Origin of the sequence: Pseudoalteromonas sp. GABNS16E (assembly GCF_028598715.1) — a bacterium.
GTDB classification, from domain to species: Bacteria; Pseudomonadota; Gammaproteobacteria; order Enterobacterales; family Alteromonadaceae; genus Pseudoalteromonas; species Pseudoalteromonas atlantica.
On the sequence record NZ_JAQREZ010000001.1, the window covers coordinates 80,448 to 105,107 of the forward strand.

Below are 24,660 nucleotides of genomic sequence, written 5' to 3' on the forward strand. Positions count from 1 at the left end.
TGTGTACTCACTCAGTTGCTATAGCGTTAACTAAGCAAGTTTAAAACCAAGTGTAAAAAGTGTTTTTATTCATAAGGTTAAAGTTTTAACTTGCGCTCATTTGCACCTCTTTGGTGAAAAAGCCGTTATGCTTGCGCCATACACAAAAAAAGCAGCTAAGTAAATGTTACTTAACTGCTTTGTGAGTATGACCTGATAAATTTTAAGCGCGTAAAACTACGCCATAAAATTATTGTACTTTAGAAAACTCTTGCTGTGAAAGCTCACCATTTTTATCTGTATCGAGCTTATCAAACAACCGTGCTAACTGTGCGTTGGCTTGTGCTTCTGTTTTGCTAATTACGCCATCACCATTGGCATCAAAACTGTTGAAGTCGACCGCGGCAAACGCCGCTGATGAAGAGGCAAGTGCTAGAAATGCGATAAATTTTTTCATAATCATTTCCTTAGGCTAAGTGCTTGGCAAAGGGGAAGAAATCCTTTTCTGAGATCCATAAAGGGAGAATCGGTTATTTGTATTCAAAAAAATCGTTTTCGGTTAGGCCATTTCGGCTTTGCATATTTAATTGCTGCATTATTTGTTCTGCTGATTGATCACTTTGGTTTGTTAAACCACCTTCGCCTTGCATAGGTGTTTTAAACTCTGTATTTGCCAATACCACCGATGATGACACCAAGGTGATAAGTACAAGTGTTGTTTTCAGCTTAGTCATAATGTAATCCTTCAATAATATGCATTACCTGTATAAATTTGCACTGAGGTGGTTACAATTCACTTCCTTGTTATTCTTTTTAATAGGCTCCCTTGCCTATTTAGGTTGTCTTTGGCAACTCAGAATCATGCTTACACCACAGCGCATTAATCGTCTACGCTTGTAAAACCTCTGCTTTAAAAAGTTTACCGCTAGTGTTGGTATCAAACTTTGCAAATGTGCCAGAAAATACTAGCGCTATTGCAAGCAAAGTCGGGTATCGCTTTTACATATCGATTCCTTCGCTATGCGTTTATAATAAAATGCCCTATGTATTACACTGTCCTTGTTATTCTTTATGGTAAGCTCCCTTGCCTACTTAGGTTGTCTTTGGCAACTCAGAATTAACGTGCCACTGGGCGTTAACTACTCAAAGCACTCCCTTATGCTTTGTCGAACTCACTCTTAGATAGCTCGTTGTTTTTGTCAGTATCAAGTTTTGTAAACTGACTCATTAATTCAGCATCCGCAGATGCTTCTAACGGGCTTAATGTGCCACTGCCATCTTTATCGAGTGTGTCAAAATCTGTTACTGCAAAAGCCGCTGATGAAGAGGCTAAAGCCATTAATACCAATGTTGATTGTGCCTTTTTCATAATGAAATCCTTCATAGGGTTAGGGGAGTAGCCAATTGGCGTTACCCACGTTTTGCTTAATACAGCTTAGCTATTACAACTTCAGTGCCATGTTTTATTTTTACTTAATAAACAACGAGTTATACAATAAGTATATGAAAAAATTAAGTTTCGAGGGGTATTTTTGTTGCTTTTTAGCAACAGCTAGATGAGCCACTTAAAATAAACTATTAAAATCAGCAGTTTATGATTTATAAAAAAGCCACACATGAGCTAAAAGCTAACTAAAAACATAATGTGGGAAAGTTTTAGAATAAACTAAAGCTGAACAGCTTAATTAAAACAATTAAACGTCATAAAACCTAAAACATAACCAATTGAAATATATTGATATTTAAAAAATATTTAGCGTTTATTTTTTAAAAGCATGGCAAGCCTGTAAAAAACAGGCATTTGTTGCCAAATGGCGAATTTAGTAAAAGGCAGGAATTAAAAAGGGAGCGCATTGCATTTAGTTGGGCATAACAAATTGGCGTTTTTAAAGTATAAAAACAATTTAACTACTTCCAGCCTTGACGCCATTTTTGTGTGTCTTTTAAATCTCGCCAGCGTATTTGGTACTGATTTTTAGAAAATACCGACTCGGTAATGCATTCAATTACATTACTCTCTTCATCGTATTCTACTTCTACAATGATAAAGTGTTTTTCTTTGTTGATAGCTGGAGTGGCAGTCCACTTACTGTTTAGTAATTTTTTAGGGTTTAAGTTATTCATTAAATAATCTAGTGTGCTTAATTAACACTAATACGACATAACCCGTTGTTTAGCTCAACATAAAGTTAGGCCGTATTAATGTTACTTCATCAACTCACTGGTTACTCAGCGATTAACTTACCTTTATACATTTTCATTTGGCAATGAAAGTCGTACTCACCTGCTTTTAGTGCAGGCAAAGTGATTTTATTATCTCCCATTGCAAGGCTTTCACTTACATCAAGCTGCGGGAACACCATAGTTTCGGCGCACGGTGCACTGTCTTTTCTATCAAATGTAAGTGTTACTTTTTTATTGGCCGCCACCTTTATATGACTTGGTTGATAAACGCCGTTATCTACCACTATAGTTTGCGTATTATCATTACTGTGTATTTGCTTTGGCTTATAAAGCCAAAACCAATAAATAATGGCCACTATTAATACTGCACCAAGTAAATTTATCATAAACATTATCGACTCCTTAGCGCTTATTGGGTTTATAAAAACGTAAGCGATTGGCATTGGTGACTACTGTCAGTGATGAAAGCGCCATAGCTGCGCCCGCCACTACTGGGTTTAGCAGTACACCAATAAACGGATACAACACACCGGCTGCAATAGGGATGCCCGCAACGTTATAAATAAAGGCACCAAACAAGTTTTGTTTAATGTTTTTAATTGTTGCGCTGCTAATGGCAATAGCATCGGCAAGGCCATGAAGTGAGCCACGCATTAAAGTAATATCGGCGCTTTCTATGGCTACATCTGTACCTGTGCCAATTGCAAAACCGACATCTGCTTTAGCAAGCGCGGGGGCATCATTGATCCCATCACCCGTCATGCCTACAATCTCGCCTTGCTGTTGACGTTTAGTAACTTCGTTTACTTTATCCTCTGGCAACACTTCTGCGATAAAATCATCAATACCGACTTTTTTAGCTACAGCGTGTGCGGTCGCTTTATTATCGCCAGTTAGCATTACTAGATGAATACCTTCATTTTGCAGGCGCTTAATTGCCTGTACTGAGTCTTCTTTTAGCGGGTCCGCTACCGCAATTAAGGCCATTAGTTGGTTATTACAGGCAAAGTACATCGGGGTTTTTGCATCATTTGCAAAGCTGTGTGCTTGCTCAGTAGCGTCATCAACTGCAATCTCGTATTTATCCATAAGCGCTTTATTACCAAATAACAGTGTTTGCTCATTCACCGTTCCACTTACACCTTTACCGGTAATGGCATCAAAGTCGGTAACTTTACTCAAGGTTACGTTTTGTTTTTTAGCGTACTGTGTAATCGCCTCCGCAAGTGGGTGCTCAGAGCTACTCTCTAGGCTTGCCACTAATTGCATTACGTTATTTTCATCTACGTTATTAAACGTTACAACATCTGTTACTTGTGGTGCACCTTGGGTGATGGTGCCGGTTTTATCTAAAATCATGGTAGTAATTTTAGAGGTAGTTTGCAGTGACTCGCCATTGCGAATTAATATGCCAAACTCGGCGGCTTTACCTATCCCCACCATTACCGACATAGGCGTTGCTAAACCCAGCGCACACGGGCATGCAATAATCAGCACGGTGGTTAACGCTACCACTGCATAAGCAATTGAAGGGGCTGGGCCAAAATTCAACCATGCAAGGGCTGCTAGTATCGCAATTATCATTACTGTGGGCACAAAAATGCCCGATATAACATCGGCTAATCGCCCTATTGAAGGCTTAGAGTTTTGCGCGCGTTTTACCATATTAATGATATTGGCAAGGGTTGTTTCTTGGCCTATATGTGTGGCTTCAAATAATAATGTACCACTTTTATTAATGCTGCCGGCAACCACTTTTTCGCCAGCTTGTTTACTCACAGGCATAGGCTCACCCGTGAGCATAGATTCATCTAATCTGCTGCTACCTTCGAGCACATCACCATCTACCGGGATTTTTTCGCCTGGGCGTACCCTTACATGGTCGCCCTTTTGCACATCACTAATGTCTATATCTTGCTCTGCGCCATCGCGTATTACACGGGCTGTTTTTGCTTGTAAGCCAATTAAACGCTTAATAGCCTGCGAAGTACGTCCACGCGCTTTCACTTCAAAAGCCAGACCTAAACTAATTAACCCAATTATCATTGAAGAAGCTTCAAAATAAACGTGCCTTGCAACCTCAGGTAGTAAGCTAGGCGCAAGTACAACAAACATTGAATATAACCACGCAGTGCCCGTTCCCAAAGCAATAAGCGTATCCATGTTAGCACCATGATTTTTAAATGACTGCCAAGCACCTTTATAAAATTGCTTACCTGCTACAGCCATAACGACAAACGTGATAATACCGACCACACCCCATGCAATTCGCTGGCTAGTGGTTGTTACGCTCATATCAAAAATAAGCCCATAAATCATAAGCGGTACGCCCACACCTAAAGCCAGCATCATGTTGCGCATTAGCTTTTTGTAATGTGCCTCGTCTGACTTGGCTTTTTCATCAAGCGCATCTTGCTCTGATGTGTTATCCATAGGTTTTGCGCCGTAACCTATATTTTCAACGGCGCTAATTAATGTGCTTTGCTGCGCGCTGCCCTCTACTCGTACCGTGCGATCTGCAAAGTTCATTTCGACATTGTTTGCGCCTTGCACACTATTGAGGGCTTTTTCTATTTTGGCTACACAACTGCCACAATTAGCACCTTCAATAATAAAGTTTTGCTCTGTTGTTTTACTGCTACTCATTGCACATCTCCGCTTTTATTTGGCTCAACAAGTGGGTCAACAAACGTCTCTATTAAGCTACACACATCACTTGCAACAGCGCCGTCTGCCGATGTTTCCCACTGTTTTAACGCCGCTTGCATACGCACTCGTAATTTAAGGGTTTCTTGAAACAAGGCTTCGGTTTCTTCTAAACGTTTTGCAATAATTTGCCGTGTAAGTGGGCATGGGCAATGCCCTTGTTCTGACTCGCCAATGATATGCTGTATATCTTTTAGGGAAAACCCGAGCTTTCGGGCGCCTATAATAAACTGTAAACGTTGGCGGTCTGCTTTTGTATATTGTTGATAACCATTACTTTGGCTACGTATGGGCGTTAAAAGGCCTATTCGTGTGTAATGACGAACTGTATCAGGCGTTACACCCATTAACTTCGCTAATTGCTTAACATACATAATTTAGCCCCCTTAGATTTTAGAGCTCAATTGTAAACCTATGTGTGACACACAGGTCAATAGAGGGGAGCATTAAAGCATAATTTAAATTTACTGGAGCTGATAAAATAAAAGCGCGCTAATGAGCACGCTTAAAAAGAGGCAGAGAGATTAATTTTCTTGTTGGCGAGAGGCTTTTAGCTCTTCACTTAGCTCTCCGGCTATTTGCTGAATTTTTGGCATTGCATCTTGCACTAGGCTTTGCGACATTTGCATAGACTCTTGCATTACTACGGGCATTTTTTGGAGAATTTTTTGCCCTGTTTCAGTTTTATAAAACGCCAACATGTCGGCAATTTCTTGCTCGTTAAAATGTTTGTCGTAAACGTTAACCATCATCGGCTGCATTTTTTTCCAGCTCATTTCGGTTTTAAGTACGTTGGTCATATCTGCGTAGTATTTATCAAAAATAGCTTGCTCAGAGGGCTTAACACCCATTTGTGCAGACATATTTTTCATCATGCCTTCAACTTGCCCGTACATAGAGTCAACCATAGCATCCATGTTCATCACGTTTATCAGCTCATCTATTTTTTGCTGCTTAGTTGCCTCGTCAGCCAATACGCTGCCAGAAAATATAAGTAACGAAAGTAATAGTGCCTTAGCCATTGTCATATCCTTAAATATAAAAAGTAAGACCATACTCACATGATTAATATCAATCCGCAATAATACTTACTCATTTTGCAGGGCTAAACGTGTCGCTACTTACGTTAAAAAATGCTCATTCTGAACAACTAAATAGCTAATTTTTTTACTAAATTATCAACACGTTTTACCAGCCTCAGAATAAATTACTTAATTATGCGAACGGGTATAAAATAGTTTGTAAATGTGTAAATCCATACTAAAAAGGCCAAATAAAACATGTTTATTTGGCCTTTTTATCAGTGCACTGGGGCTAATCGTCTTCTACGTTATCGAGCCCTTTTGTGCCTTCCTTTGCTTTAAGCTTATGATGAATCGCTGATTTTATTAACATATACCCACTAATAGGGGCAGTAATTAATAAAAACACGGTAATTAAAATCTCTTTTACGCTTATGGTGTGCACCGACGTTGCAAAAAACACCATTGCAGCAATTAATATGCTAGCCATACCCAGTGTTGTTGCTTTAGTAGGGCCGTGTAAGCGCATGTAAAAATCAGGTAATTTAATTAAGCCCAGCGATCCTATTAAAATAAATAGACCACCAAAAAGCAGTAATATTGATACAACCCACTCGCTTATCATTTTAATATCCTATTCAATTAAATCGCCGCGTAGTAAATACTTACAAACTGCAACAGTACTTATAAAGCCAAGCATCGCGATTAATAACGCGGCTTCAAAGTACAAACCAGTGCCCATACTAATACTGTATAAAATAATTAACGCGATAACATTAATGTACATAGTATCTAGGGCTAAAACTCTATCAGGCACTGAGGGGCCAATAATTAATCGCCATAGGTTTAACAGTAACGATAAACCAATCATGGCAAATACAATAAGTAATACAGTATCTAACATTGAAATATCTCCTTTAGGGGAGCTTCGTAGCGCTGTTTAATTTGTTTAATAAGTGCCTCTTCATCTTTTAAATCAAGCACATGTATAAGTAAATAGCGCTGTTTAGGCTTTTCGCCTTCATCTAGTGACTCAGGAATAGGATATACCTCGGCACTTACTGTACCAGGTGTAAGAGATACACAACTGGCAAGAATTGTAATGGGCATATCGTGTATTAAATCTATAGGCACTTTAACAAAAGCAGGGCGTAACTTTTTAGCTGGGCCAACGATTAATAAGGCTACCTGCAAATTAGCAACCACTATATCGTAAAGTACAATGAGTAATTGTTTTAGTGCCAAACCTGGTTTTAGTATTAAGGGTTGCGGATCACGTAATGAAACACTTAATAGCGGTATAAATATCGCAAAAAAAGTAGCTAATACTATATGCCCTGCGGATACACTATTATTAAGCAACAACCAAATTAAGAATAAAAACAAACTACGAAACGGCGTTGGCAACCAACGATAACGGGCTTGTAACCTCATTACTCACCTCCCTTCATAACTGCATTAATGCCACCACTTATATCATGCAATTGCGTAGCAGCATTGACCATGTATTCACTTATTGGTCCGCCAAAAACAACTAACAAAGGTGAGCACGCAAGTAGCCCTACAATTATCATCACTTGTAATGGGTGAGCATTTTCGCCCTCGGCGCTTTCTGTTTTATTGCCTTTTCTTTCCCAAAACATACTTGTACCAGCACGAGAAAGTGCAACTAATAAAACAAAACTAGCAATTAAATAGACAGGCCAAAATAGTAAGGCTTGCTCGCTATTTAAGGTTGTTTTGAGGATCCAAACTTTTCCAACAAACCCCGATAGCGGCGGCATACCTACTACGGTTAATGCAGCAATTACAAAGCATGCTCCCAATAAGTAAGGTTGGTTTACGGCTCGTCCGGCAACCAGTCTATCCCCTACTTTGCCCCTTTGTGTGGCAATTAAATCAGCTAATAAAAATAGTGCAGCGCTGACTAATGTGGAGTGTACTAAATAATAAAGCAGTGCAGCTGTTGCAGTGACGTTTTGCAGTGCAATTAGAGCGACTAACGTCCCTACTGATACAACAACTAAATTTGCCGTTAACTTACGTAAATCTTGCGCAGCCATTACGCCAATTGCACCAACCACTATAGTAGCAATGGCTAAGCCCCATAACCACGATTGCGCCATATGTTCAAGCTCACCGGCTTGCTCACCAAAAATAACGGTATAAACGCGCAGCATGGCGTATACACCCACCTTGGTCATAATAGCAAATAAAGCGGCAACCACAGGCTTTGCACTGGCATAAGTATTTGGTAGCCACAAGTGCAAAGGGAGCAATGCGGCTTTTAAAGCAAATACAACTAACAGCAGTAAGCCGCCGGCCTTCGCCAAATAGACATCATCGCCAGTCAACAGGGCTACTTTTTGCGTCATATCAGCGATGTTTAATGTACCCAGTACGCCGTATAAAATACCTAAACCAATTAAAAATACGCTCGAGCCAACCAAATTTAATATTACATATTGGAGCGCTGCACGGGTATTTTGTTTATCTCCGGCATGCATAAGTAGTGAGTATGAGGCAATCAACAACACCTCAAAAAATACAAATACATTAAATAAGTCACCCGTTAAAAATGCCCCATTAACACCTAATATTAAAAAATGAACTAATGGATGAAAAAAGTTTCCTTTTGCATCATCGCCGGCACAGCCATATAAAATGACTCCCATTCCTAAAAAGGATGTGAGTGCAACCAATAAAGTAGAAAGCATATCGGCAACAAGCACTATGCCAAAAGGAGCAGACCAATTACCAATAGCGTATACATTGATACCACTGTTATATACATGGATTAACAGCAATGCACTAACAACAAATGTGATCACCGCCATAATTGATGAGGCAATACGGCGAATACGTAAACTTTTACCACAGGGTGGCAAAAGCAATATTACCGCTGCCAACATGGGTAATAAAATAGGCAAAGAGGTTAAATGTTGAATCATTTTTGCTCCTTGCTATCGGCTGCACTTTTGATGATTTGCCCATCAACATGATCGCTTCCTAAATCGGCTCTACCACGTATAGCTAAAATAACCACAAACGCAGTCATTGCAAACCCTATCACTATTGCAGTAAGTACTAGTGCTTGAGGTAAAGGGTCGGCATATTCAGCCCCTGTGCCAAGCACAACCGCTTTATTTATGGTTAAGCGACCCGCAGAAAACAAAAATAAGTTAACGGCATAGGAAATCATAGTAAGGCCAAGCACTACCGGGAACGTACGGGCTCTTAGCAGTAAAAACACACCACAACTAACTAATACACCAACGCAAGATGCGTATAATAGCTCCATTAAATATTTACCTCTTTTTTCTGGGTATCTGCTGTCATGTTGCCAAGGCTTGCTAATATCATTAACGTGGCTCCAACCACTGTTAAATAAACGCCTAAATCAAACACAATTGCGCTTGCAAGTTCTGTTTTGCCAATAAATGGGATATCGAAATAATCAAACCACGTAGTTAAAAACGGCCGTTCAAAGAACCAGCTACCGACTCCAGTAAACAAGGCAATACCGATACCTGATGCAATAATTTTACGGTAGTTGACTGCAAAGCGCTCGCTTATCCAAGCTGAGCCATGAGCCATATACTGCAATATAAAGGCAATTGATGTTACTAACCCTGCAATAAAGCCGCCGCCAGGTAAGTTATGACCACGTAAGAAAATATAAGCCGATACTAATAATGCAAGCGGTAATAAGCTATGCGAAATACTGGCAAGTAGTATAGGGTGGCGCTCGCGTGCCCATGGGCGCCCTTCACCATCACTAGCTGGCATGAACAATGGAATACGAGAAAGCACTTTAAATATACCCAACGCTGCAATACCCAATACGGTTATTTCGCCTAGGGTGTCAAAGCCCCTAAAATCAACCAAAATAACGTTTACTACATTGGTACCGCCACCTCCTGTTTTGGCATTGGCTATGAAAAAATCTGATATGGATTCGAGTGGGCGTGTAAGTAATGCATAACATATACTTGCCACCACAACACCTAATGTTGAGGCTATCCCTAAATCTCTGAGTACTCGTAACGAGCTAGACTCTTTAGGCGTATGTTGTGGTAAGAAAAACAACGCCAACATTAATAAAATAACGGTTGCTACTTCTACCGTTAATTGCGTAAGTGCTAAGTCGGGCGCAGAAAAACGCGTAAACGCCACCGACACCATAAGTCCTACAATAGAAATCATTAGTAACGCAACTACGCGTGAGCGATGCCAAATAACGGTAGCAAAAGCACCTATAATCAGTAGGCCTGCACCTATTGCGTTATGCACATCAACCGGAATACGCGGCATACTGCCCGCTAATTGTTGCATTTCAAATAATGGCCAACCGGCACATAATAATACCACCGCCAGCATTACAAAAATGTAGCGTTGCAATGAGCCGTTTTCGATAGTGCTTACCCTGCTTTGGCACCAATTAATAACTTTAAGCACAATTAGCTCAAAGGTTTTTTTAGCATTAAGTGGCGGTAATGATGCTTGAAATTGAAATAGGTATTTACGATTTATATAAATAAACAAACCACCCACTACTGCCATGGCGCTCATTAATAGCGGTAAGTTAAAACCATGCCATATAGCCAGTTCGTACTCTGGTACCTTTTGACCAAGTACAGCCAAAGACGCAGCAGATAAAATGCCATCGACTGAAAAATGCGGGAACAAACCAACCAGCACACACAGCACAACCAGTACTTCAATAGGGAGTCGCATGTAACGCGGAGCCTCATGCGGCTGGCGTGGTAAATCAATTGGTTCGCCATTAAAAAATACATCGTGAATAAAACGCGATGAATAAGCCACCGATAACGCCCCTGCAATAGTGGCTAACACCGGGATTAACCACGACATAGAGCCAAGCACTTGCTGATGTAAGGTTTCGGCAAAAAACATTTCTTTAGATAAAAAGCCGTTAAGCAATGGCACACCCGCCATTGAAGCAGCCGCAACCATGGCAAGTGTGGCCGTATACGGTAAATACCGCCACATACCATTAAGCTTACGCATATCACGAGTGCCAGTTTCATGGTCAATTATACCTGCTGCCATAAATAGCGAGGCTTTAAACGTGGCATGATTAATAATATGGAATATTGCCGCCACAGTAGAGAGCTCAGTATCTAGGCCCAATAACAGGGTAATTAACCCTAAATGGCTAATGGTTGAGTACGCTAACAGGCCCTTTAAATCGTGTTTAAATAAGGCGATATAAGCGCCAAATAAAAGCGTTGTTAAACCGGTTAAACCAACCAGTAAAAACCAAGTATCTGTACCTGAAAGTACTGGGTGAAAACGCGCTAATAAAAATATACCTGCTTTTACCATAGTCGCAGAGTGTAAATACGCGCTAACAGGGGTTGGGGCTGCCATAGCGTGAGGTAGCCAAAAATGAAATGGAAACTGTGCCGATTTAGTAAATGCACCTAGCAAAACTAATACCAGTGCTGTTTCGTATAAATCATGTGATTGAACAATTGCCTTGCTAGCTAAAATTACATCTAGGTCGTAACTGCCAACGATATCGGCCACTAACATTAAACCTGCCAGCAATGCTAAGCCACCGGCACCGGTAACAGCTAGCGCCATGCGAGCGCCCTTTCGTGCTTCTGTTTTATGCCACCAATAGCTAATTAATAAAAACGAGCTAATGCTGGTCAATTCCCAAAACAGCCAAAGCTGAATAACATTGTTAGACATAACAATGCCCAGCATTGCGGTCATAAACAGCAATAAGTAACTATAGAGCTTAGCTAAGGAGTCGTTTTTGCTCAGATAATAACGTGCGTAGGTAATTACCAGTATGCCTATGCCTAAAATCATAAACATAAACAGTAAGCTCAAGCCATCAAGACGAAATGATAAGTCCAGTCCAACAGCGGGGATCCACGTTACAGCATAACGAATCGTTTCACCTGCCAAAATAGCGGGGGTGTGGTATAGCGTAATACCTAATGCTGCTAAAGGGGCAAGTACAGTGACAGCTGCAGCTTGCGTACGGGATAGTTTGCCGGTGCATGAAGAAATAACACTGCCAATTAAGGATAACAAAGGTATCCAGAGCAAAGTCATAATGTAGGGCCTTTTATAATCATAAGTTTATCCTTACGTTTTATACATCACGAAAAGATGCTTTTACTGTCTGTTTTTAAACGACATTAATACGTACAGTTATACTTATAAACGGCCATTTTGTCTATAGATAGCAAGCCTAATCGATTTAAATTTAATCAAGCTGAGCGGTTTTAGCAGCATTGATTTGATCAACCCACAAAGCCCTGTACCGCTTTGATAAACCGAGTTGTTGATACTGCATAATTGACCATTGCTTAGTTGGCTTATATGCCACGCCGCCTTGCTGGCAACTTAAGCTTTTGTGCCATCCATTTGGCGCAGCCTCACCTTGCGATATATATAAATTTGGGGCTACGTATCCTTGGCGTTTACACAACCAGCGCTGTTTAGAAATAGGCAGCGTATATTCATCTTCAAAACCACTAAAGTGCATTAGCTCATGCAAAAATACATTATAGTTTGCTTGGGTACTTAGCTGCATTTTTTTACCTGTTACATTGGCGCTGCCGCTCGTACCCATAATTACAGTGTAGTCATAGCCGTTAGTAGACTGCGCTTTTAAGTACGCCTTTTGCCATAGGCAATTAGCCATGCCCGAAGTGGTAGCGCAGTCAATTGCGCCCCCAGCGTAAACCGGTTTACTTAAGCAATACGCCCCGCTTTGCGGCTCAGGTTTTTTATTATACTGCGCGGCAAAACTTGATAACTTAAACAAGGCTTCTCTATTTACACCTAATAGCAGCACATTGTAACTACAGCTATTGTTAATCGGCGGGCGTGTATTTAACGCTGCAAAACCAAGCTGATGTAAAAAGGAAGGCGAAACTTGCTCATAGTCACTCCCTTTGTGCAGCGCTAAGTGGTTAAATGCTGCGCCTTTAGGCAGTAAGTTTTGAGCTAACAATAGTTGAAGGTCATTCCAGCGACCTTGCTTTAAAAGAGCATGCGCGAGTTGTTGGCGCTTGTTATGCCCAACATGCTCAATACTTTGTAGCCAAAATAACTTTGCTTGTTCGTTTTTGCTTGCATTAATCAGTTTTAAAGAATAATTGTACTGGGCTGATGGGATATTTTTACGCGCTAAAAAGCCTAATGTCAGCTCGGGAAGATGCGCAATATTATTTGAAAAGTAACGGGGAAATTGCCAATAACTTTGCAGTGGATTAGCCTGAGCGTGAAGTACATGCCAAAAGCTAATGCTGCTTAACTGGTTGCTAGAGCCTGCAATAAACAGGCTAAATAGCAAACCAATCAGATAACACGGGTATTTAACTAGCGTCTGCACCAGCCATAAGCTCAAGCTCTAAACGTGCATATTTGTATTCAATAAACTCATGCACATTAGTGGATAATGCCAACCTAAAGTAATCAGCAGCTAAAAACTGCTCACCGGCTGCTTGATGCATTTTGGCTAAATAAAAGTACGCCTCGCACAAGCGCTGTGCGTATTCTTGCTCTGACTTAACACCCTCGCTAATACCCGATAAAAACGTATGTTCACTCATATCGCCGGTATAAAGCGAAATTAGCTGATACGCCCATTGCGATTCATCAAGGGCTGCAGCATTTGTTTTAAGAGCCGCTAATGCTTGTTGTTTATCCTCTTGCGACTGTGCAAGGTAAAGCCATAAAACACGGTAAGGATCGTTGGGTGAACGCGCTAAAAACTCATCAAAGTCACTTTGCGCTAGGTTTGCTCTTTCACCATAATACAGTGCAATACCACGGTTTAAATAAGCGTATTCATGCTCTTCATTAAGCTCAAGGGCTGAGTCAAAAAACTCATACGCTTTTTCGTATTGCTGCATTAACGTGTGCTGAATACCTAAAAAGTTATACACCTCAGCTAAATCAGGCTTTAGTTTTATAGCGCGGTTAAAATCAATGCGCGATAACGTGGTCATTCCTAAGCTATCAAATAATACCCCACGGTCATAATAAAGCTTAGCTTGTTGCTCGGTACTTAAATCGGCTCGATTTAATAGCTCAGAGTAACGTGCAATCGCAATTTCACTTCTAAAGTCAGATGCAAGGGGTGCAGTAAAAGGCACATTAACAATCGGCGTAGGTTTTGATTCAGTCGTGGTTTGGCAAGCGCTTAAAGACAAAATAGCAAAAGATGCCAAAGCTAAATGTTTGAGTATCATTAAAATCCTTAATACCAAGATATATCGCAATAAAAATAAGACAGACCTTGTCTAATAAGGTTTCATTAAAGCATAAAAAAAGGGGCTAAACAGCCCCTTTTTTATTATCCCGCGTATATTAACGGGTTAAAGTTTAGCAATTATGCGTCTTTCGACTCATCAGCTGCAGGTGCTGCTGATTCCATTGCTTCTTTAATGCTTAGACGTACACGGCCTTGACGGTCTACTTCTAGTACTTTAACTTTAACTTCTTGACCTTCACTTAAGTGGTCAGTTACGTTGTTAACACGCTCTGTGCTGATTTGAGAAATATGCACTAGGCCATCTTTACCAGGAAGAATGTTTACAAACGCACCAAAGTCAACAATACGTACAACTTTACCAGTGTAGATAGTACCTACTTCTAGTTCTGCTGTTAATTGCTCAATACGTGTAATTGCGTTTTGCGCGCTTTCACCGTCTGTTGCAGCAATCTTAATTGTACCGTCGTCTTCAATTTCAATTGTTGTGCCTGTCTCTTCAGTAAGTTGACGGATTGTAGCGCCACCTTTACCGATTACTTCAGCAATCTTCTTAGCAGGAATTTGCATAGTGTAGATGCGAGGAGCAAACATTGATAATTCTTCAGAAGGAGCAGAAATCGCTTCATCCATCACACCTAGAATGTGTAAACGTGCAGCTTTTGCTTGTTTAAGCGCAATTTGCATGATTTCTTGTGTGATACCTTCAATCTTGATATCCATTTGTAGTGCAGTGATACCGTTAGTAGTACCTGCTACTTTAAAGTCCATGTCACCTAAGTGATCTTCATCACCTAAGATATCTGAAAGAACAACAAACTTCTCATCTTCTTTCACAAGACCCATCGCGATACCCGCAACAGATGCTTTAATTGGTACACCCGCGTTCATAAGAGCTAGTGACGTACCACAAACAGATGCCATTGAAGATGAACCGTTAGATTCAGTGATTTCAGATACAACACGAATTGAGTAAGGGAACTCAGTAAGTGTAGGCATTACAGCAGAAATACCACGCTTAGCTAGGTTACCGTGACCAATTTCACGACGCTTAGGAGAACCTACAAAACCAGTTTCACCTACACAGAATGGAGGGAAGTTGTAGTTAAGCATAAAGTGGTTTTTGTGAGTACCCGTTAAATCATCGATTAACTGAGAATCACGTTCTGTACCAAGTGTAGCTGTAACTAATGCTTGAGTTTCACCACGAGTAAAGATTGCAGAACCGTGAGTACGTGGTAATACGCCTGTCATTACGTCTAATGCACGGATCATGTCTGGTTCGCGACCATCGATACGTTTTTCACCAGCAGTGATGCGGCCACGTACAATTTTCTTCTCTAAAGAACCAAATACTTTACCTACTTCTTGCTTATCAAGTGTTTCATCTTCAGCAAGCTCGCTTGTAAGCGCTTCAATTACAGCGTCTTTTGCTGCAGTTAATGCTTCTTTACGCGCTACTTTATCGGTAATACGGTAAGCTTCACCTACTTTATCAGCAGCAAGTTCAGCTACTTTTTCTTCAAGCGATATGTTTTTCTCAGGTGCAGACCAATCCCATGTAGGCTTACCCGCTTCTGCTTTAAATTCGTTAATTGCGTTGATAATAGCTTGAGATTGCTCATGGCCGTATACAACCGCACCTAGCATTACGTCTTCAGCTAGTACGTCAGCTTCTGATTCAACCATTAGTACTGCGTTATCAGTACCTGCAACTACTAAATCAAGTTGGCTTTCTTCAAGCTCTTTTAGTGTTGGGTTAAGTACATACTCACCGTTGATGTAACCAACGCGTGACGCACCAATTGGGCCGCTAAATGGGATACCAGAGATAGCAAGTGCTGCTGATGTACCAATCATCGCAACCATATCTGGTTGGATTTCAGGGTTTACAGATACAACGGTTGCAATAACTTGTACTTCGTTTACGAAACCATTTGGGAAAAGTGGACGAATTGGACGGTCAATAAGACGTGCAATAAGTGTTTCGCCATCGTTAGGACGACCTTCACGCTTTAAGAAACCACCCGGGATACGACCCGCAGCGTACATACGCTCTTGGTAGTTAACTGTTAGTGGGAAAAAGTCTTGACCAGGTTGAGCTTCACGCTTACCAACGACAGTAACTAATACTGACGTGTCGCCGATGCTTGCTAATACTGCGCCGTCTGCTTGACGTGCGATTGCACCTGTCTCTAGGGTAACTGTGTGTTGACCTAGTTGAAATTCTTTAATAATTGCTTGCACTTAAAATATTCCTTAAATGTTTTTATATTTCATTAATAAGTGTCATTAAAAGGGCCAATTACAGTACATAATTGTATTCAGTTGGAAATCAATTAAGTACTACAATTGGCAAAATTTTTAATGACTACAGATAACCTATTTATCTACGCGCATAGTATATACCAAAGCGACGTAAATTTCGAGCCTACCCAAAGATAAAACGTAAACGCTTTTCCCACATTATTTTTTAATTGTTTTATCGCAAAGCGTTTAATTAAGCGTGTAATTTTTAGCTATTAAAAACCTTTAGATAGCTAGGTGAATAATTCGCTATTAAATTGTTCTTAAAGATAATTTTAACGCAGTGGTTGCAAGCGTTGCCTAACCTTAATTGTTAAGTGCTAGCACAAGGTTGGTGTTATTTATATTGCAGGGAGATTAAGTTAACGATGGAGTGTGAAGCTTTAAATTTAGGCACAAAAAAAGGAGCTATAAAGCTCCTTTTCTCGTAATCAAGTTCTTAGCGACGTAGGCCAAGCTCTTGGATTAACGCAGTATAACGCGAGATATCTTTACCTTTAAGGTAATCAAGCAATTTACGGCGAGTACTTACTTTACGAAGCAGACCACGACGTGAGTGGAAGTCATGCTTGTGGTCAGCAAAGTGACCTTGAAGCTTGTTGATATCAAAAGTAAGTAAAGCTACTTGTACTTCAGGTGAACCAGTGTCGCCTTCAGCACGTGCAAATTTAGCAATGATATCGATTTTTTCTTGATTGCTTAGTGACATAATAACTCCAAAAGTTAAATTTAATAGGTGCTTTAGCCGATCACTAATTCAGCCAAAACGATTAAGCGGGCGTATTCTACCAACTATGAGAATAACTACAAGTTAAAGTTTACTCGGGTTGCTGATTAGACAAGCCACGCTTTGATTTTAAATGCCCGTCAGGGTTGCGCTCACCGGTGCCAATAAATACACCATCAGCCAAGACTTTTATCGCCCCTTCGGGTAAATCAGTGCCTAGTACGACTGCTTGGCCATGGCTAAACGAAACACCCTGCTCTTTGCTAATTTCTACAACGGGTAAATCAACCAATGCACTATCCATTGGCAATAGTAATTCATCAAGGTATGTAGAAGGGGCAACCTCTTCTTCTTTGGCCTTGCCTAATAAGCTTTCAAGGTGCTCAAGCGATACCATTTTATCTTTAGGGTAATGGCCAACCGCTGAGCGATGCAGCATAATAACATGTGCGCCACAGCCTAGGTTTTCGCCTAAATCATCAACAATGGTACGAATGTACGTCCCTTTAGATACATGGGCGGTCATTTGTACTTCGTTATTTGCTTCATCAAACTCATCAAGCGTTAAGCTAAACACGTTTATTTTTCGGCATTTACGCGGTACTTCAATGCCTTCACGCGCGTATTTATATAAAGGCTTACCTTCATATTTAAGCGCTGAGTACATTGATGGATACTGATCTGACTCGCCTAAAAACTTTTCAATTTCTGCAGCTAACTGTTCAGTGGTAACGTTTACATCACGGGTTTCAACCACTTCGCCATCTGAATCAGAGGTAGTTGTACGCTCACCTAGCTTTGCTCTTACCACATAGGTTTTATCTGTATCGAGCAAAAATTGGGTAAACTTGGTCGCTTCACCAAAGCAAATAGGTAACATGCCAGTGGCCAGTGGGTCTAGCGCACCGGTATGGCCAGCTTTTTGGGCAAAATAAATACCTTTAGCTTGCTGTAGGGCTTTGTTCGATGAAATGCCTTGAGGTTTGTTTAACAACAAAATACCATCAATCGGACGGCCTTTACTGCGTCTTGCCATTAGTCTTTAGTGCCTTCTTCGCTATCAGTTTCATCATCAACATGTTTAGCGTTATCTTCGCGAATAACTGAGTCCACTAAGTTAGAGATACGCATCCCTTCCATTAATGAGTTATCTACTACAAATTTAAGCTCAGGCATTATACGAGCACGGATACGCTTACCCAGTAACGAGCGGATATAGCCCGTTGCTTCGTTAAGTATTTTTGCGCTTTCTTTTGCTTTGTTTTCATCTTCGGTATTAAACACCGTAATAAAAACTTTTGCGTAAGATAAATCGCGCGATACTTCTACCGCAGACACTGTCACCATGCCTAAGCGCGGATCTTTAATTTCGCGTTGTAAAATTACAGCAATTTCTTTTTGAATTTGCTGAGCAACACGATCAGTGCGAGAAAATTCTCTCATGATTGTTTTCCTAAAATCATAACTTACTGAATTAAAATAATAAGTTAATTAAATAATGGATACAGAAATGGGGGCAAAGCCCCCATTTACAATCTTAGTTTACGAGCAATTAAAGTGTACGTTGTACTTCAACTGTTTCGAATACTTCGATTTGGTCACCAACGCGAACATCGTTATAGTTCTTAACGCCGATACCACATTCCATGCCGTTACGAACATCTTGAACGTCATCTTTAAAGCGACGTAGTGACTCAAGCTCACCTTCGTAAATAACCACGTTATCACGTAGTACACGAATAGGTGCGCTGCGTTTAATAGTACCTTCAGTAACCATACAACCAGCAATTGCGCCAATTTTTGGAGACTTAAACACGTCACGTACTTCAGCAAGACCAATAATCTCTTGCTTAAACTCAGGAGCAAGCATACCAGACATGGCTTGCTTAACTTCTTCGATTAGCGCGTAGATTACGCTGTAGTAGCGAAGGTCTAAGTTTTCAGTATCAATCACTTTACGTGCAGATGCATCGGCACGAACGTTGAAGCCAACTACGATTGCGTTAGATGCAGCAGCAAGTGTTGCATCAGTTTCGGTGATACCACCTACGCCAGAACCAACAATCTTCACTTTTACTTCATCAGTAGAAAGCTTAGTTAGTGAGTCTGAAATTGCTTCGATTGAACCTTGAACGTCTGCTTTAAGTACCACGTTAACTTCTGATACATCGCCTTCAGCCATGTTAGTAAACATGTTTTCAAGCTTCGCTTTTTGCTGACGAGCCAATTTAACGTCGCGGAATTTACCTTGACGGTATAAAGCAACTTCACGCGCTTTACGCTCATCTTTAACAACAGTCGCTTCATCACCTGCAGCCGGAATACCAGATAGTCCTAAAATCTCAACAGGAATAGAAGGACCTGCTGATTTAATGTCTTTACCGTTTTCGTCTTTCATTGCACGAACACGGCCGTATTCAAGACCACACAGTACGATATCACCTTGGTTAAGGGTACCTGATTGAACTAAGATAGAAGCAACCGGACCACGTCCTTTATCAAGACGAGATTCAATTACAACACCTGCTGCCATACCTTCTGATGGAGCACGAAGCTCTAAAAGCTCAGATTGCATAAGAACAGCTTCTAGTAAGTCATCAATACCTAAGCCTGTTTTAGCTGAGATATGAACGTACTGCGTATCGCCGCCCCAATCTTCAGGGATAACGTCTAGCTGAGCTAGCTCGTTTTTAACGCGATCTGGATCTGCGCCTTCTTTATCCATTTTGTTTACAGCAATGATTAAAGGAACGCCAGCTGCGCGAGCATGCTGTACCGCTTCTTTAGTTTGTGGCATTACACCATCGTCTGCTGCAACCACTAGGATTACGATATCTGTCGCTTTAGCACCACGTGCACGCATTGATGTAAACGCGGCGTGACCTGGTGTATCTAAGAAAGTGATCATGTTGCCGTTAGTTTCAACGTGGTATGCACCAATGTGCTGTGTAATACCACCGGCTTCGCCTGATGCAACTTTAGCTGAACGAATGTAATCAAGCGTTGATGTTTTACCATGGTCAACGTGACCCATTACAGTTACTACTGGCGCACGCGGCTCAGACTTACCATCTTCATGACGGTCATTTAGTACTGTTTGCTCTAATTCGTTTTCTTTAACGATGATAACTTTGTGACCCATTTCTTCAGCAACAAGTTGTGCTGTTTCTTGGTCAATCACTTGGTTAATGGTAACCATGTCACCCATTTTCATCATTGTTTTAACAACTTCAGCGCCTTTAACAGCCATGCGCGATGCAAGCTCAGCTACTGTAATTGTTTCGCTAATACGCACTTCATTTTTAACATCTGCAGTTGGTTTTTGGAAACCATGTTGCAATGATGTAGGTGCTTTTAGCTTGCCTTTACGGCCTTTAGCGCCTGCAAATTTATCTTTTGCTGGGGCTTTTTTCTTTTTCTTCGCGCGGCGTGAACCTTGCTCATCACGTGCATCGGCAACATCTTCTGCCTCACGTGCATAAGTAGAAGTCGTAAGATGGTGATCCGCGGTTTCTTCGCGTTTCTTACGTTCTTCTTCTTCTTTTTTCCAGCGAGCTTCATTTTCTTCAGCTAGCTTTCTTGCCTCTTCTGCTTGACGTTTCGCTTCTTCTTCAGCTTTCTTCAATGCGGCCTCTTCTGCTTCTTTCTGCAGACGCTCAGCTTCGATGCGATCTTTCTCAGACTTAGCACTTTGCTCTGGGGTCATCTGCTGTTGTTTAGCTTTACGCTCTGCATCTGCTTTGCGTTTAGCTTCTTCTTTGGCTTTACGATCAGCGTCTTCTTTTGCTTTACGTTCTGCCTCTTGTTTCGCTTTTAATTCAGCGGCTTCTTGTGCAGCTTTTTGCTGCTCTTCGATACGCGCTTTTTCTTCAGCGGCTAGACGTTGCTGTTCTTGCTCTTGCTCCATTGCGCTCTTTTTCACGTAAGTACGTGTTTTGCGAACTTCAACTTGAACAGCTTTTGCCTTACCCGTAGAGCCCGTTACACTTAATGTGCTTTTGCTCTTACGTTGTAAAGTCATACGTGCTGGGCCATCTGAACCAGTACCACCGTGCGATTTGCTTAAGTGATCAAGTAACTGTGCTTTTTCAGCTTCAGTTACATTATCACCTGCTTTTTTAGTGATACCCGCTTGTGAAAATTGCTGAAGCAATTTATCAACAGTTGTACCTATATCGCCGGCTAGTTTTTCAACATTTACTTCTGCCATAGTGTGTAATACCTCCGTTAATAAATTACTCGTCTGCGAACCAACAAATATTACGTGCAGCCATAATTAGCTCACCTGCTTTTTCAGGTGTTAGCTCTGTAATATCTACCAATTCATCAATACCTTGCTCAGCTAAGTCTTCAAGTGTAATTACACCTTTGCTTGCCATAACAAATGCTAGATGACGCTCTAAGCCTTCAAGCGCAAGTAAGTCTTCAGCAGGCTCTACACCTTCTAAGCTTTCTTCCGTTTTAAGCGCTTTAGTGGTTAATGCATCTTTTGCACGTGAGCGCAGTAAATCAACCGTTTCTTCATCTAGGCCGTCGATTTCTAAAAACTCAGAAGCCGGCACATACGCTACTTCTTCAAGTGTTGAGAAACCTTCGTTGATAAGTAATGATGCAAATTCATCATCAATATCTAAGTTTTCAGTAAATAAGTTAATTAACTTATCTGACTCTGCTTCGTTTTTAGCGCGCATGTCTTCAACAGTCATTACGTTTAGTTCCCAGCCAGTTAATTGGCTTGCTAAACGAACATTTTGACCATTGCGACCAATTGCTTGTGCTAGGTTATCAGCTTCTACAGCGATATCCATTGAATGAGTGTCTTCATCCATTACGATTGAAGCTACTTCAGCCGGTGCCATTGCGTTAATAACAAACTGCGCTGGGTTGTCATCGTAAAGTACGATATCAACACGCTCGCCACCAAGTTCTGATGATACAGCTTGAACACGTGCACCACGCATACCAACACACGCACCTACTGGGTCAATACGCTTGTCGTTAGATTTTACGGCGATTTTAGCGCGTGAACCCGGATCGCGTGCTGCAGCACGAAGCTCAATCATTTCTTCGCCAATCTCTGGCACCTCAATGCGGAATAATTCCATCAGCATTTCTGATTTTGAACGCGTTACAAATAACTGTGCGCCGCGAGCTTCAGGTTTAACTTCGTAAAGAAGACCACGGATACGATCTCCTGGACGGAAGTTTTCACGTGGCAGCATATCGTCACGGTAAATAACCGCTTCTGCGTTGTTGCCTAAATCAAGTACGATTGCATCACGTGTTGCTTTTTTAACGACACCTGTTACTAGCTCGCCTTCTTGATCTTTATAAGCTTCTACAACTAAAGCGCGCTCAGCTTCACGTACTTTTTGTACGATAACTTGCTTTGCCATTTGTGTAGTTATGCGGTCGAATTTGATAGATTCAATCTGTTCTTCAACATAATCACCCAGTTGCAAGTCAGGTTCTTCAACTTGAGCTGCTTCTAATGTGATTTCGCTGTAAGGGTTTTCTAAAGAACCATCTTCTTGAACTTCTGCAATCTGCCAACGACGGAACGTGTCGTAATCACCGGTTTTACGGTCGATTGATACACGTACTTCAATTTCGCCATCGTGTTTTTTCTTTGTCGCTGTTGCTAGAGCGAACTCTAACGCTTCAAAAATCTTTTCTTTTGGAACCGCTTTCTCATTGGAAACGGCTTCAGCAACCAATAATATCTCTTTTGCCATGGGTAATGCCTCGCTTGCCCTATTCCTTCGCACTCGAATTAAAACTTTGCGATGATGTTCGCACGTTCGATATTGCTAAGCATGATTAAGTGCTCTTCGCCATCGCTTTTAAGTGTGATCATATCACTACTAACTGCTACTAAGTCGCCTTTAAAATTACGGCGACCGTCTTGTGGAAGCTTAGTACGCACGCGTACTTCCTCTCCTTGCGCCTTCTCGTAGTGATCTTGTTTGAATAATGGACGATCAACACCAGGAGACGATACTTCCAAATCATATTCGTTTGTAATTGGGTCTTCGACGTCTAAAATCGCACTAATTTGGCGACTCGCATCCGCACAATTATCAACAGATATTCCATCCTCATGGTCAATATAAACCCTTAAGGTAGAATGGCGGCCTGCTTGCACAAACTCAAGACCATGTAATTCAAAGCCTAACATTTCTACTGCAGGCGTAAGCATGGTTAATAAATCTTGCTCAAGTTTTGTCACGAAAATCCTCCATACAAACAAAAAAAGGGCTTATAGCCCTAAAATACTGAGTTTAAGTTTTGATTTAATGACAAAGCCATAAATCAATGGTGCAGATACAACAACGCCCCGAACCAAGCGGGGCGTCACACCAATAAAGCATAAAACTGTGTGGCCTCAGGCCAAGCTTGGCTGCGGGTCATTACACTGACCAAATTAAACTACATTAGCTTAAACGCAAAACGCGCATTACTTAGAATGCGCGATATAGAATTAGTAAGGATATACCTACTATAAAAATTGGTTGCGGGAGCCGGATTTGAACCGACGACCTTCGGGTTATGAGCCCGACGAGCTACCAGGCTGCTCCATCCCGCGCCAATAGATATTAAACCTAAAATTCAATATTGCTGTTAGTGGTTAATCAACCGCTAAACAATGGCGGCTATTATAAGGATATACGGGGTAATTAGCAACCATAATAACTAATAAGTTTGATAAAATCAGTGAACCCCCATTTTAAGCTTCACCAGTATGTACTATGATTATGCAGACGTTAAAATGGTAATCGTAACGTCACTAATATGTACGTAAAAAGCCGTATATTCATAAATAAAATATCTAAAATTCATAAAACTGATACAATTTTGTGCTTTTTACGTTTAGATTACGTGCGATATTTGAGCAACGCACTATACTAAAAGCTCACCGATGTGGATAAAAATAAAAATTACAAAATTTAATGAGATTGCTAATGAATACTTATCAGCCACAGTTAATTAAAAGTTTGCATATAGTTAAGCCAAACTTTCATGCGTTTACCGCGCGCTTTCATGCAAAGCTTGAAGAGTCAAATATAACAATGCAGTACCCAAGTGCTGCTTATTTTAACGAAAAAAGTTATATTTTATATTGTGTTTTAGAACGTATAGTTAGGCATTTAGATAACCCATCTTCTGTTGCCCCATTTTTAACCTTTCACTTGCAATACTTAAAAAAGATGGGCGTTACACCAAAAGAAATATCGCTACTGTGCGATGCCTTTTACGATACCTTAAACGAGCACTTAGGGCGTTTATTCACCGCACAAACACAATTTGCTTGGCAAAAAGCGCTTCGTTATTTTGAAAGTTTTGCTAATACAACCTTGTTTAACAAAACAAATGTTATTTCGCTTGAGCAAAAAATCACTCAACTTCGCTCAAGTAAGCTTTAAGTAACACACGCCTTAGCTTTTATGCACGTATGAGCAAACTACCTAGAT

At 40.9% G+C, this 24,660-nt stretch carries 24 protein-coding genes and 1 tRNA gene; 1 reads left to right on the forward strand and 24 read right to left on the reverse strand.

The window, feature by feature from the left end:
* Positions 1-229 precede the first annotated feature (229 nt).
* The 24 genes from PSI06_RS00340 to PSI06_RS00455 form a co-directional block, all read right to left on the reverse strand.
* Positions 230-436 (reverse strand): EF-hand domain-containing protein, encoded by a 207-nt coding sequence (locus PSI06_RS00340; RefSeq protein WP_273602932.1) that lies wholly within the window; start codon positions 434-436, stop codon positions 230-232.
* 73 nt (positions 437-509) lie between these two features.
* Positions 510-713 carry a hypothetical protein gene (locus tag PSI06_RS00345; RefSeq protein WP_024033777.1) on the reverse strand — a complete coding sequence of 68 codons (204 nt, stop codon included), beginning with the start codon at positions 711-713 and terminating at the stop codon, positions 510-512.
* A gap of 422 nt (positions 714-1,135) precedes the next feature.
* Complete coding sequence (locus PSI06_RS00350) at positions 1,136-1,348, reverse strand: calmodulin-like protein (RefSeq protein WP_004585903.1); 213 nt, start codon at positions 1,346-1,348, stop codon at positions 1,136-1,138.
* A gap of 539 nt (positions 1,349-1,887) precedes the next feature.
* Positions 1,888-2,103 (reverse strand): TIGR02450 family Trp-rich protein, encoded by a 216-nt coding sequence (locus tag PSI06_RS00355; RefSeq protein WP_273602931.1) that lies wholly within the window; start codon positions 2,101-2,103, stop codon positions 1,888-1,890.
* Positions 2,104-2,204: 101 nt separating this feature from the next.
* Positions 2,205-2,555 carry a cupredoxin domain-containing protein gene (locus PSI06_RS00360; protein ID WP_273588963.1) on the reverse strand — a complete coding sequence of 117 codons (351 nt, stop codon included), beginning with the start codon at positions 2,553-2,555 and terminating at the stop codon, positions 2,205-2,207.
* Between the two features lie 10 nt (positions 2,556-2,565).
* A complete protein-coding gene (locus PSI06_RS00365; RefSeq protein ID WP_273602930.1) occupies positions 2,566-4,809 on the reverse strand; it encodes a heavy metal translocating P-type ATPase in 2,244 nt (747 codons plus the stop codon).
* Positions 4,806-5,243: a MerR family transcriptional regulator gene (locus PSI06_RS00370; RefSeq protein WP_273602929.1), complete on the reverse strand. Its 438-nt coding sequence runs from the start codon at positions 5,241-5,243 to the stop codon at positions 4,806-4,808. The genes PSI06_RS00365 and PSI06_RS00370 overlap by 4 nt, the downstream gene beginning before the upstream one ends.
* A 150-nt stretch (positions 5,244-5,393) precedes the next feature.
* On the reverse strand, positions 5,394-5,891 hold the full coding sequence (locus PSI06_RS00375) for a DUF2059 domain-containing protein (RefSeq protein ID WP_054982209.1): 498 nt from the start codon (positions 5,889-5,891) through the stop codon (positions 5,394-5,396).
* 292 nt (positions 5,892-6,183) lie between these two features.
* Positions 6,184-6,516: a Na+/H+ antiporter subunit G gene (locus PSI06_RS00380; protein WP_004585897.1), complete on the reverse strand. Its 333-nt coding sequence runs from the start codon at positions 6,514-6,516 to the stop codon at positions 6,184-6,186.
* Positions 6,517-6,525: 9 nt separating this feature from the next.
* Complete coding sequence (locus PSI06_RS00385; RefSeq protein WP_004585896.1) at positions 6,526-6,795, reverse strand: K+/H+ antiporter subunit F; 270 nt, start codon at positions 6,793-6,795, stop codon at positions 6,526-6,528.
* Positions 6,789-7,325: a Na+/H+ antiporter subunit E gene (locus tag PSI06_RS00390; protein ID WP_055253050.1), complete on the reverse strand. Its 537-nt coding sequence runs from the start codon at positions 7,323-7,325 to the stop codon at positions 6,789-6,791. The genes PSI06_RS00385 and PSI06_RS00390 overlap by 7 nt, the downstream gene beginning before the upstream one ends.
* Positions 7,325-8,842 (reverse strand): monovalent cation/H+ antiporter subunit D, encoded by a 1,518-nt coding sequence (locus PSI06_RS00395; RefSeq protein WP_273602928.1) that lies wholly within the window; start codon positions 8,840-8,842, stop codon positions 7,325-7,327. The genes PSI06_RS00390 and PSI06_RS00395 overlap by 1 nt, the downstream gene beginning before the upstream one ends.
* Complete coding sequence (locus PSI06_RS00400; protein WP_004585893.1) at positions 8,839-9,192, reverse strand: Na+/H+ antiporter subunit C; 354 nt, start codon at positions 9,190-9,192, stop codon at positions 8,839-8,841. Before PSI06_RS00400 ends, PSI06_RS00395 begins: the two co-directional genes overlap by 4 nt.
* On the reverse strand, positions 9,192-11,984 hold the full coding sequence (locus PSI06_RS00405; RefSeq protein WP_273602927.1) for a monovalent cation/H+ antiporter subunit A: 2,793 nt from the start codon (positions 11,982-11,984) through the stop codon (positions 9,192-9,194). Before PSI06_RS00405 ends, PSI06_RS00400 begins: the two co-directional genes overlap by 1 nt.
* Before the next feature lie 154 nt (positions 11,985-12,138).
* Positions 12,139-13,272 carry a hypothetical protein gene (locus tag PSI06_RS00410; protein ID WP_273602926.1) on the reverse strand — a complete coding sequence of 378 codons (1,134 nt, stop codon included), beginning with the start codon at positions 13,270-13,272 and terminating at the stop codon, positions 12,139-12,141.
* The gene (gene nlpI, locus PSI06_RS00415) at positions 13,256-14,134 is read right to left on the reverse strand and encodes a lipoprotein NlpI (protein ID WP_029773956.1); all 879 of its coding nucleotides are present in this window, start codon (positions 14,132-14,134) and stop codon (positions 13,256-13,258) included. The genes PSI06_RS00410 and nlpI overlap by 17 nt, the downstream gene beginning before the upstream one ends.
* A 140-nt stretch (positions 14,135-14,274) precedes the next feature.
* Positions 14,275-16,401: a polyribonucleotide nucleotidyltransferase gene (gene pnp / locus PSI06_RS00420; RefSeq protein WP_273602925.1), complete on the reverse strand. Its 2,127-nt coding sequence runs from the start codon at positions 16,399-16,401 to the stop codon at positions 14,275-14,277.
* 499 nt (positions 16,402-16,900) lie between these two features.
* The gene (rpsO, locus tag PSI06_RS00425) at positions 16,901-17,170 is read right to left on the reverse strand and encodes a 30S ribosomal protein S15 (RefSeq protein WP_004585888.1); all 270 of its coding nucleotides are present in this window, start codon (positions 17,168-17,170) and stop codon (positions 16,901-16,903) included.
* Positions 17,171-17,279: 109 nt separating this feature from the next.
* The gene (gene truB, locus PSI06_RS00430) at positions 17,280-18,224 is read right to left on the reverse strand and encodes a tRNA pseudouridine(55) synthase TruB (RefSeq protein ID WP_273602924.1); all 945 of its coding nucleotides are present in this window, start codon (positions 18,222-18,224) and stop codon (positions 17,280-17,282) included.
* Positions 18,224-18,631, reverse strand: a complete 408-nt coding sequence (gene rbfA / locus PSI06_RS00435) for a 30S ribosome-binding factor RbfA (protein WP_004585886.1) — start codon at positions 18,629-18,631, stop codon at positions 18,224-18,226. The genes truB and rbfA overlap by 1 nt, the downstream gene beginning before the upstream one ends.
* Before the next feature lie 109 nt (positions 18,632-18,740).
* Complete coding sequence (gene infB, locus PSI06_RS00440) at positions 18,741-21,398, reverse strand: translation initiation factor IF-2 (RefSeq protein ID WP_004585885.1); 2,658 nt, start codon at positions 21,396-21,398, stop codon at positions 18,741-18,743.
* Positions 21,399-21,423: 25 nt separating this feature from the next.
* Complete coding sequence (gene nusA / locus PSI06_RS00445) at positions 21,424-22,923, reverse strand: transcription termination factor NusA (RefSeq protein ID WP_273602923.1); 1,500 nt, start codon at positions 22,921-22,923, stop codon at positions 21,424-21,426.
* Positions 22,924-22,961: 38 nt separating this feature from the next.
* Positions 22,962-23,417, reverse strand: coding sequence for a ribosome maturation factor RimP (rimP, locus tag PSI06_RS00450; protein ID WP_004585883.1), 456 nt, complete (start codon positions 23,415-23,417; stop codon positions 22,962-22,964).
* Positions 23,418-23,697: 280 nt separating this feature from the next.
* Positions 23,698-23,774: transfer RNA gene (locus tag PSI06_RS00455), tRNA-Met, on the reverse strand.
* A gap of 376 nt (positions 23,775-24,150) precedes the next feature.
* Between PSI06_RS00455 and PSI06_RS00460 the strand changes: the two genes are divergently transcribed.
* Complete coding sequence (locus PSI06_RS00460; protein ID WP_121637199.1) at positions 24,151-24,612, forward strand: globin; 462 nt, start codon at positions 24,151-24,153, stop codon at positions 24,610-24,612.
* Positions 24,613-24,660 lie beyond the last annotated feature (48 nt).

Coding starts and splice junctions, on each gene's coding strand:
- PSI06_RS00340 (WP_273602932.1), bottom strand. CDS start 436: ATGAAAAAATTTATCGCATTTCTAGCACTTGCCTCTTCATCAGCGGCG.
- PSI06_RS00345 (WP_024033777.1), bottom strand. CDS start 713: ATGACTAAGCTGAAAACAACACTTGTACTTATCACCTTGGTGTCATCA.
- PSI06_RS00350 (WP_004585903.1), bottom strand. CDS start 1,348: ATGAAAAAGGCACAATCAACATTGGTATTAATGGCTTTAGCCTCTTCA.
- PSI06_RS00355 (WP_273602931.1), bottom strand. CDS start 2,103: ATGAATAACTTAAACCCTAAAAAATTACTAAACAGTAAGTGGACTGCC.
- PSI06_RS00360 (WP_273588963.1), bottom strand. CDS start 2,555: ATGTTTATGATAAATTTACTTGGTGCAGTATTAATAGTGGCCATTATT.
- PSI06_RS00365 (WP_273602930.1), bottom strand. CDS start 4,809: ATGAGTAGCAGTAAAACAACAGAGCAAAACTTTATTATTGAAGGTGCT.
- PSI06_RS00370 (WP_273602929.1), bottom strand. CDS start 5,243: ATGTATGTTAAGCAATTAGCGAAGTTAATGGGTGTAACGCCTGATACA.
- PSI06_RS00375 (WP_054982209.1), bottom strand. CDS start 5,891: ATGGCTAAGGCACTATTACTTTCGTTACTTATATTTTCTGGCAGCGTA.
- PSI06_RS00380 (WP_004585897.1), bottom strand. CDS start 6,516: ATGATAAGCGAGTGGGTTGTATCAATATTACTGCTTTTTGGTGGTCTA.
- PSI06_RS00385 (WP_004585896.1), bottom strand. CDS start 6,795: ATGTTAGATACTGTATTACTTATTGTATTTGCCATGATTGGTTTATCG.
- PSI06_RS00390 (WP_055253050.1), bottom strand. CDS start 7,325: ATGAGGTTACAAGCCCGTTATCGTTGGTTGCCAACGCCGTTTCGTAGT.
- PSI06_RS00395 (WP_273602928.1), bottom strand. CDS start 8,842: ATGATTCAACATTTAACCTCTTTGCCTATTTTATTACCCATGTTGGCA.
- PSI06_RS00400 (WP_004585893.1), bottom strand. CDS start 9,192: ATGGAGCTATTATACGCATCTTGCGTTGGTGTATTAGTTAGTTGTGGT.
- PSI06_RS00405 (WP_273602927.1), bottom strand. CDS start 11,984: ATGACTTTGCTCTGGATACCTTTGTTATCCTTAATTGGCAGTGTTATT.
- nlpI (WP_029773956.1), bottom strand. CDS start 14,134: ATGATACTCAAACATTTAGCTTTGGCATCTTTTGCTATTTTGTCTTTA.
- rpsO (WP_004585888.1), bottom strand. CDS start 17,170: ATGTCACTAAGCAATCAAGAAAAAATCGATATCATTGCTAAATTTGCA.
- truB (WP_273602924.1), bottom strand. CDS start 18,224: ATGGCAAGACGCAGTAAAGGCCGTCCGATTGATGGTATTTTGTTGTTA.
- rbfA (WP_004585886.1), bottom strand. CDS start 18,631: ATGAGAGAATTTTCTCGCACTGATCGTGTTGCTCAGCAAATTCAAAAA.
- infB (WP_004585885.1), bottom strand. CDS start 21,398: ATGGCAGAAGTAAATGTTGAAAAACTAGCCGGCGATATAGGTACAACT.
- nusA (WP_273602923.1), bottom strand. CDS start 22,923: ATGGCAAAAGAGATATTATTGGTTGCTGAAGCCGTTTCCAATGAGAAA.
- PSI06_RS00460 (WP_121637199.1), top strand. CDS start 24,151: ATGAATACTTATCAGCCACAGTTAATTAAAAGTTTGCATATAGTTAAG.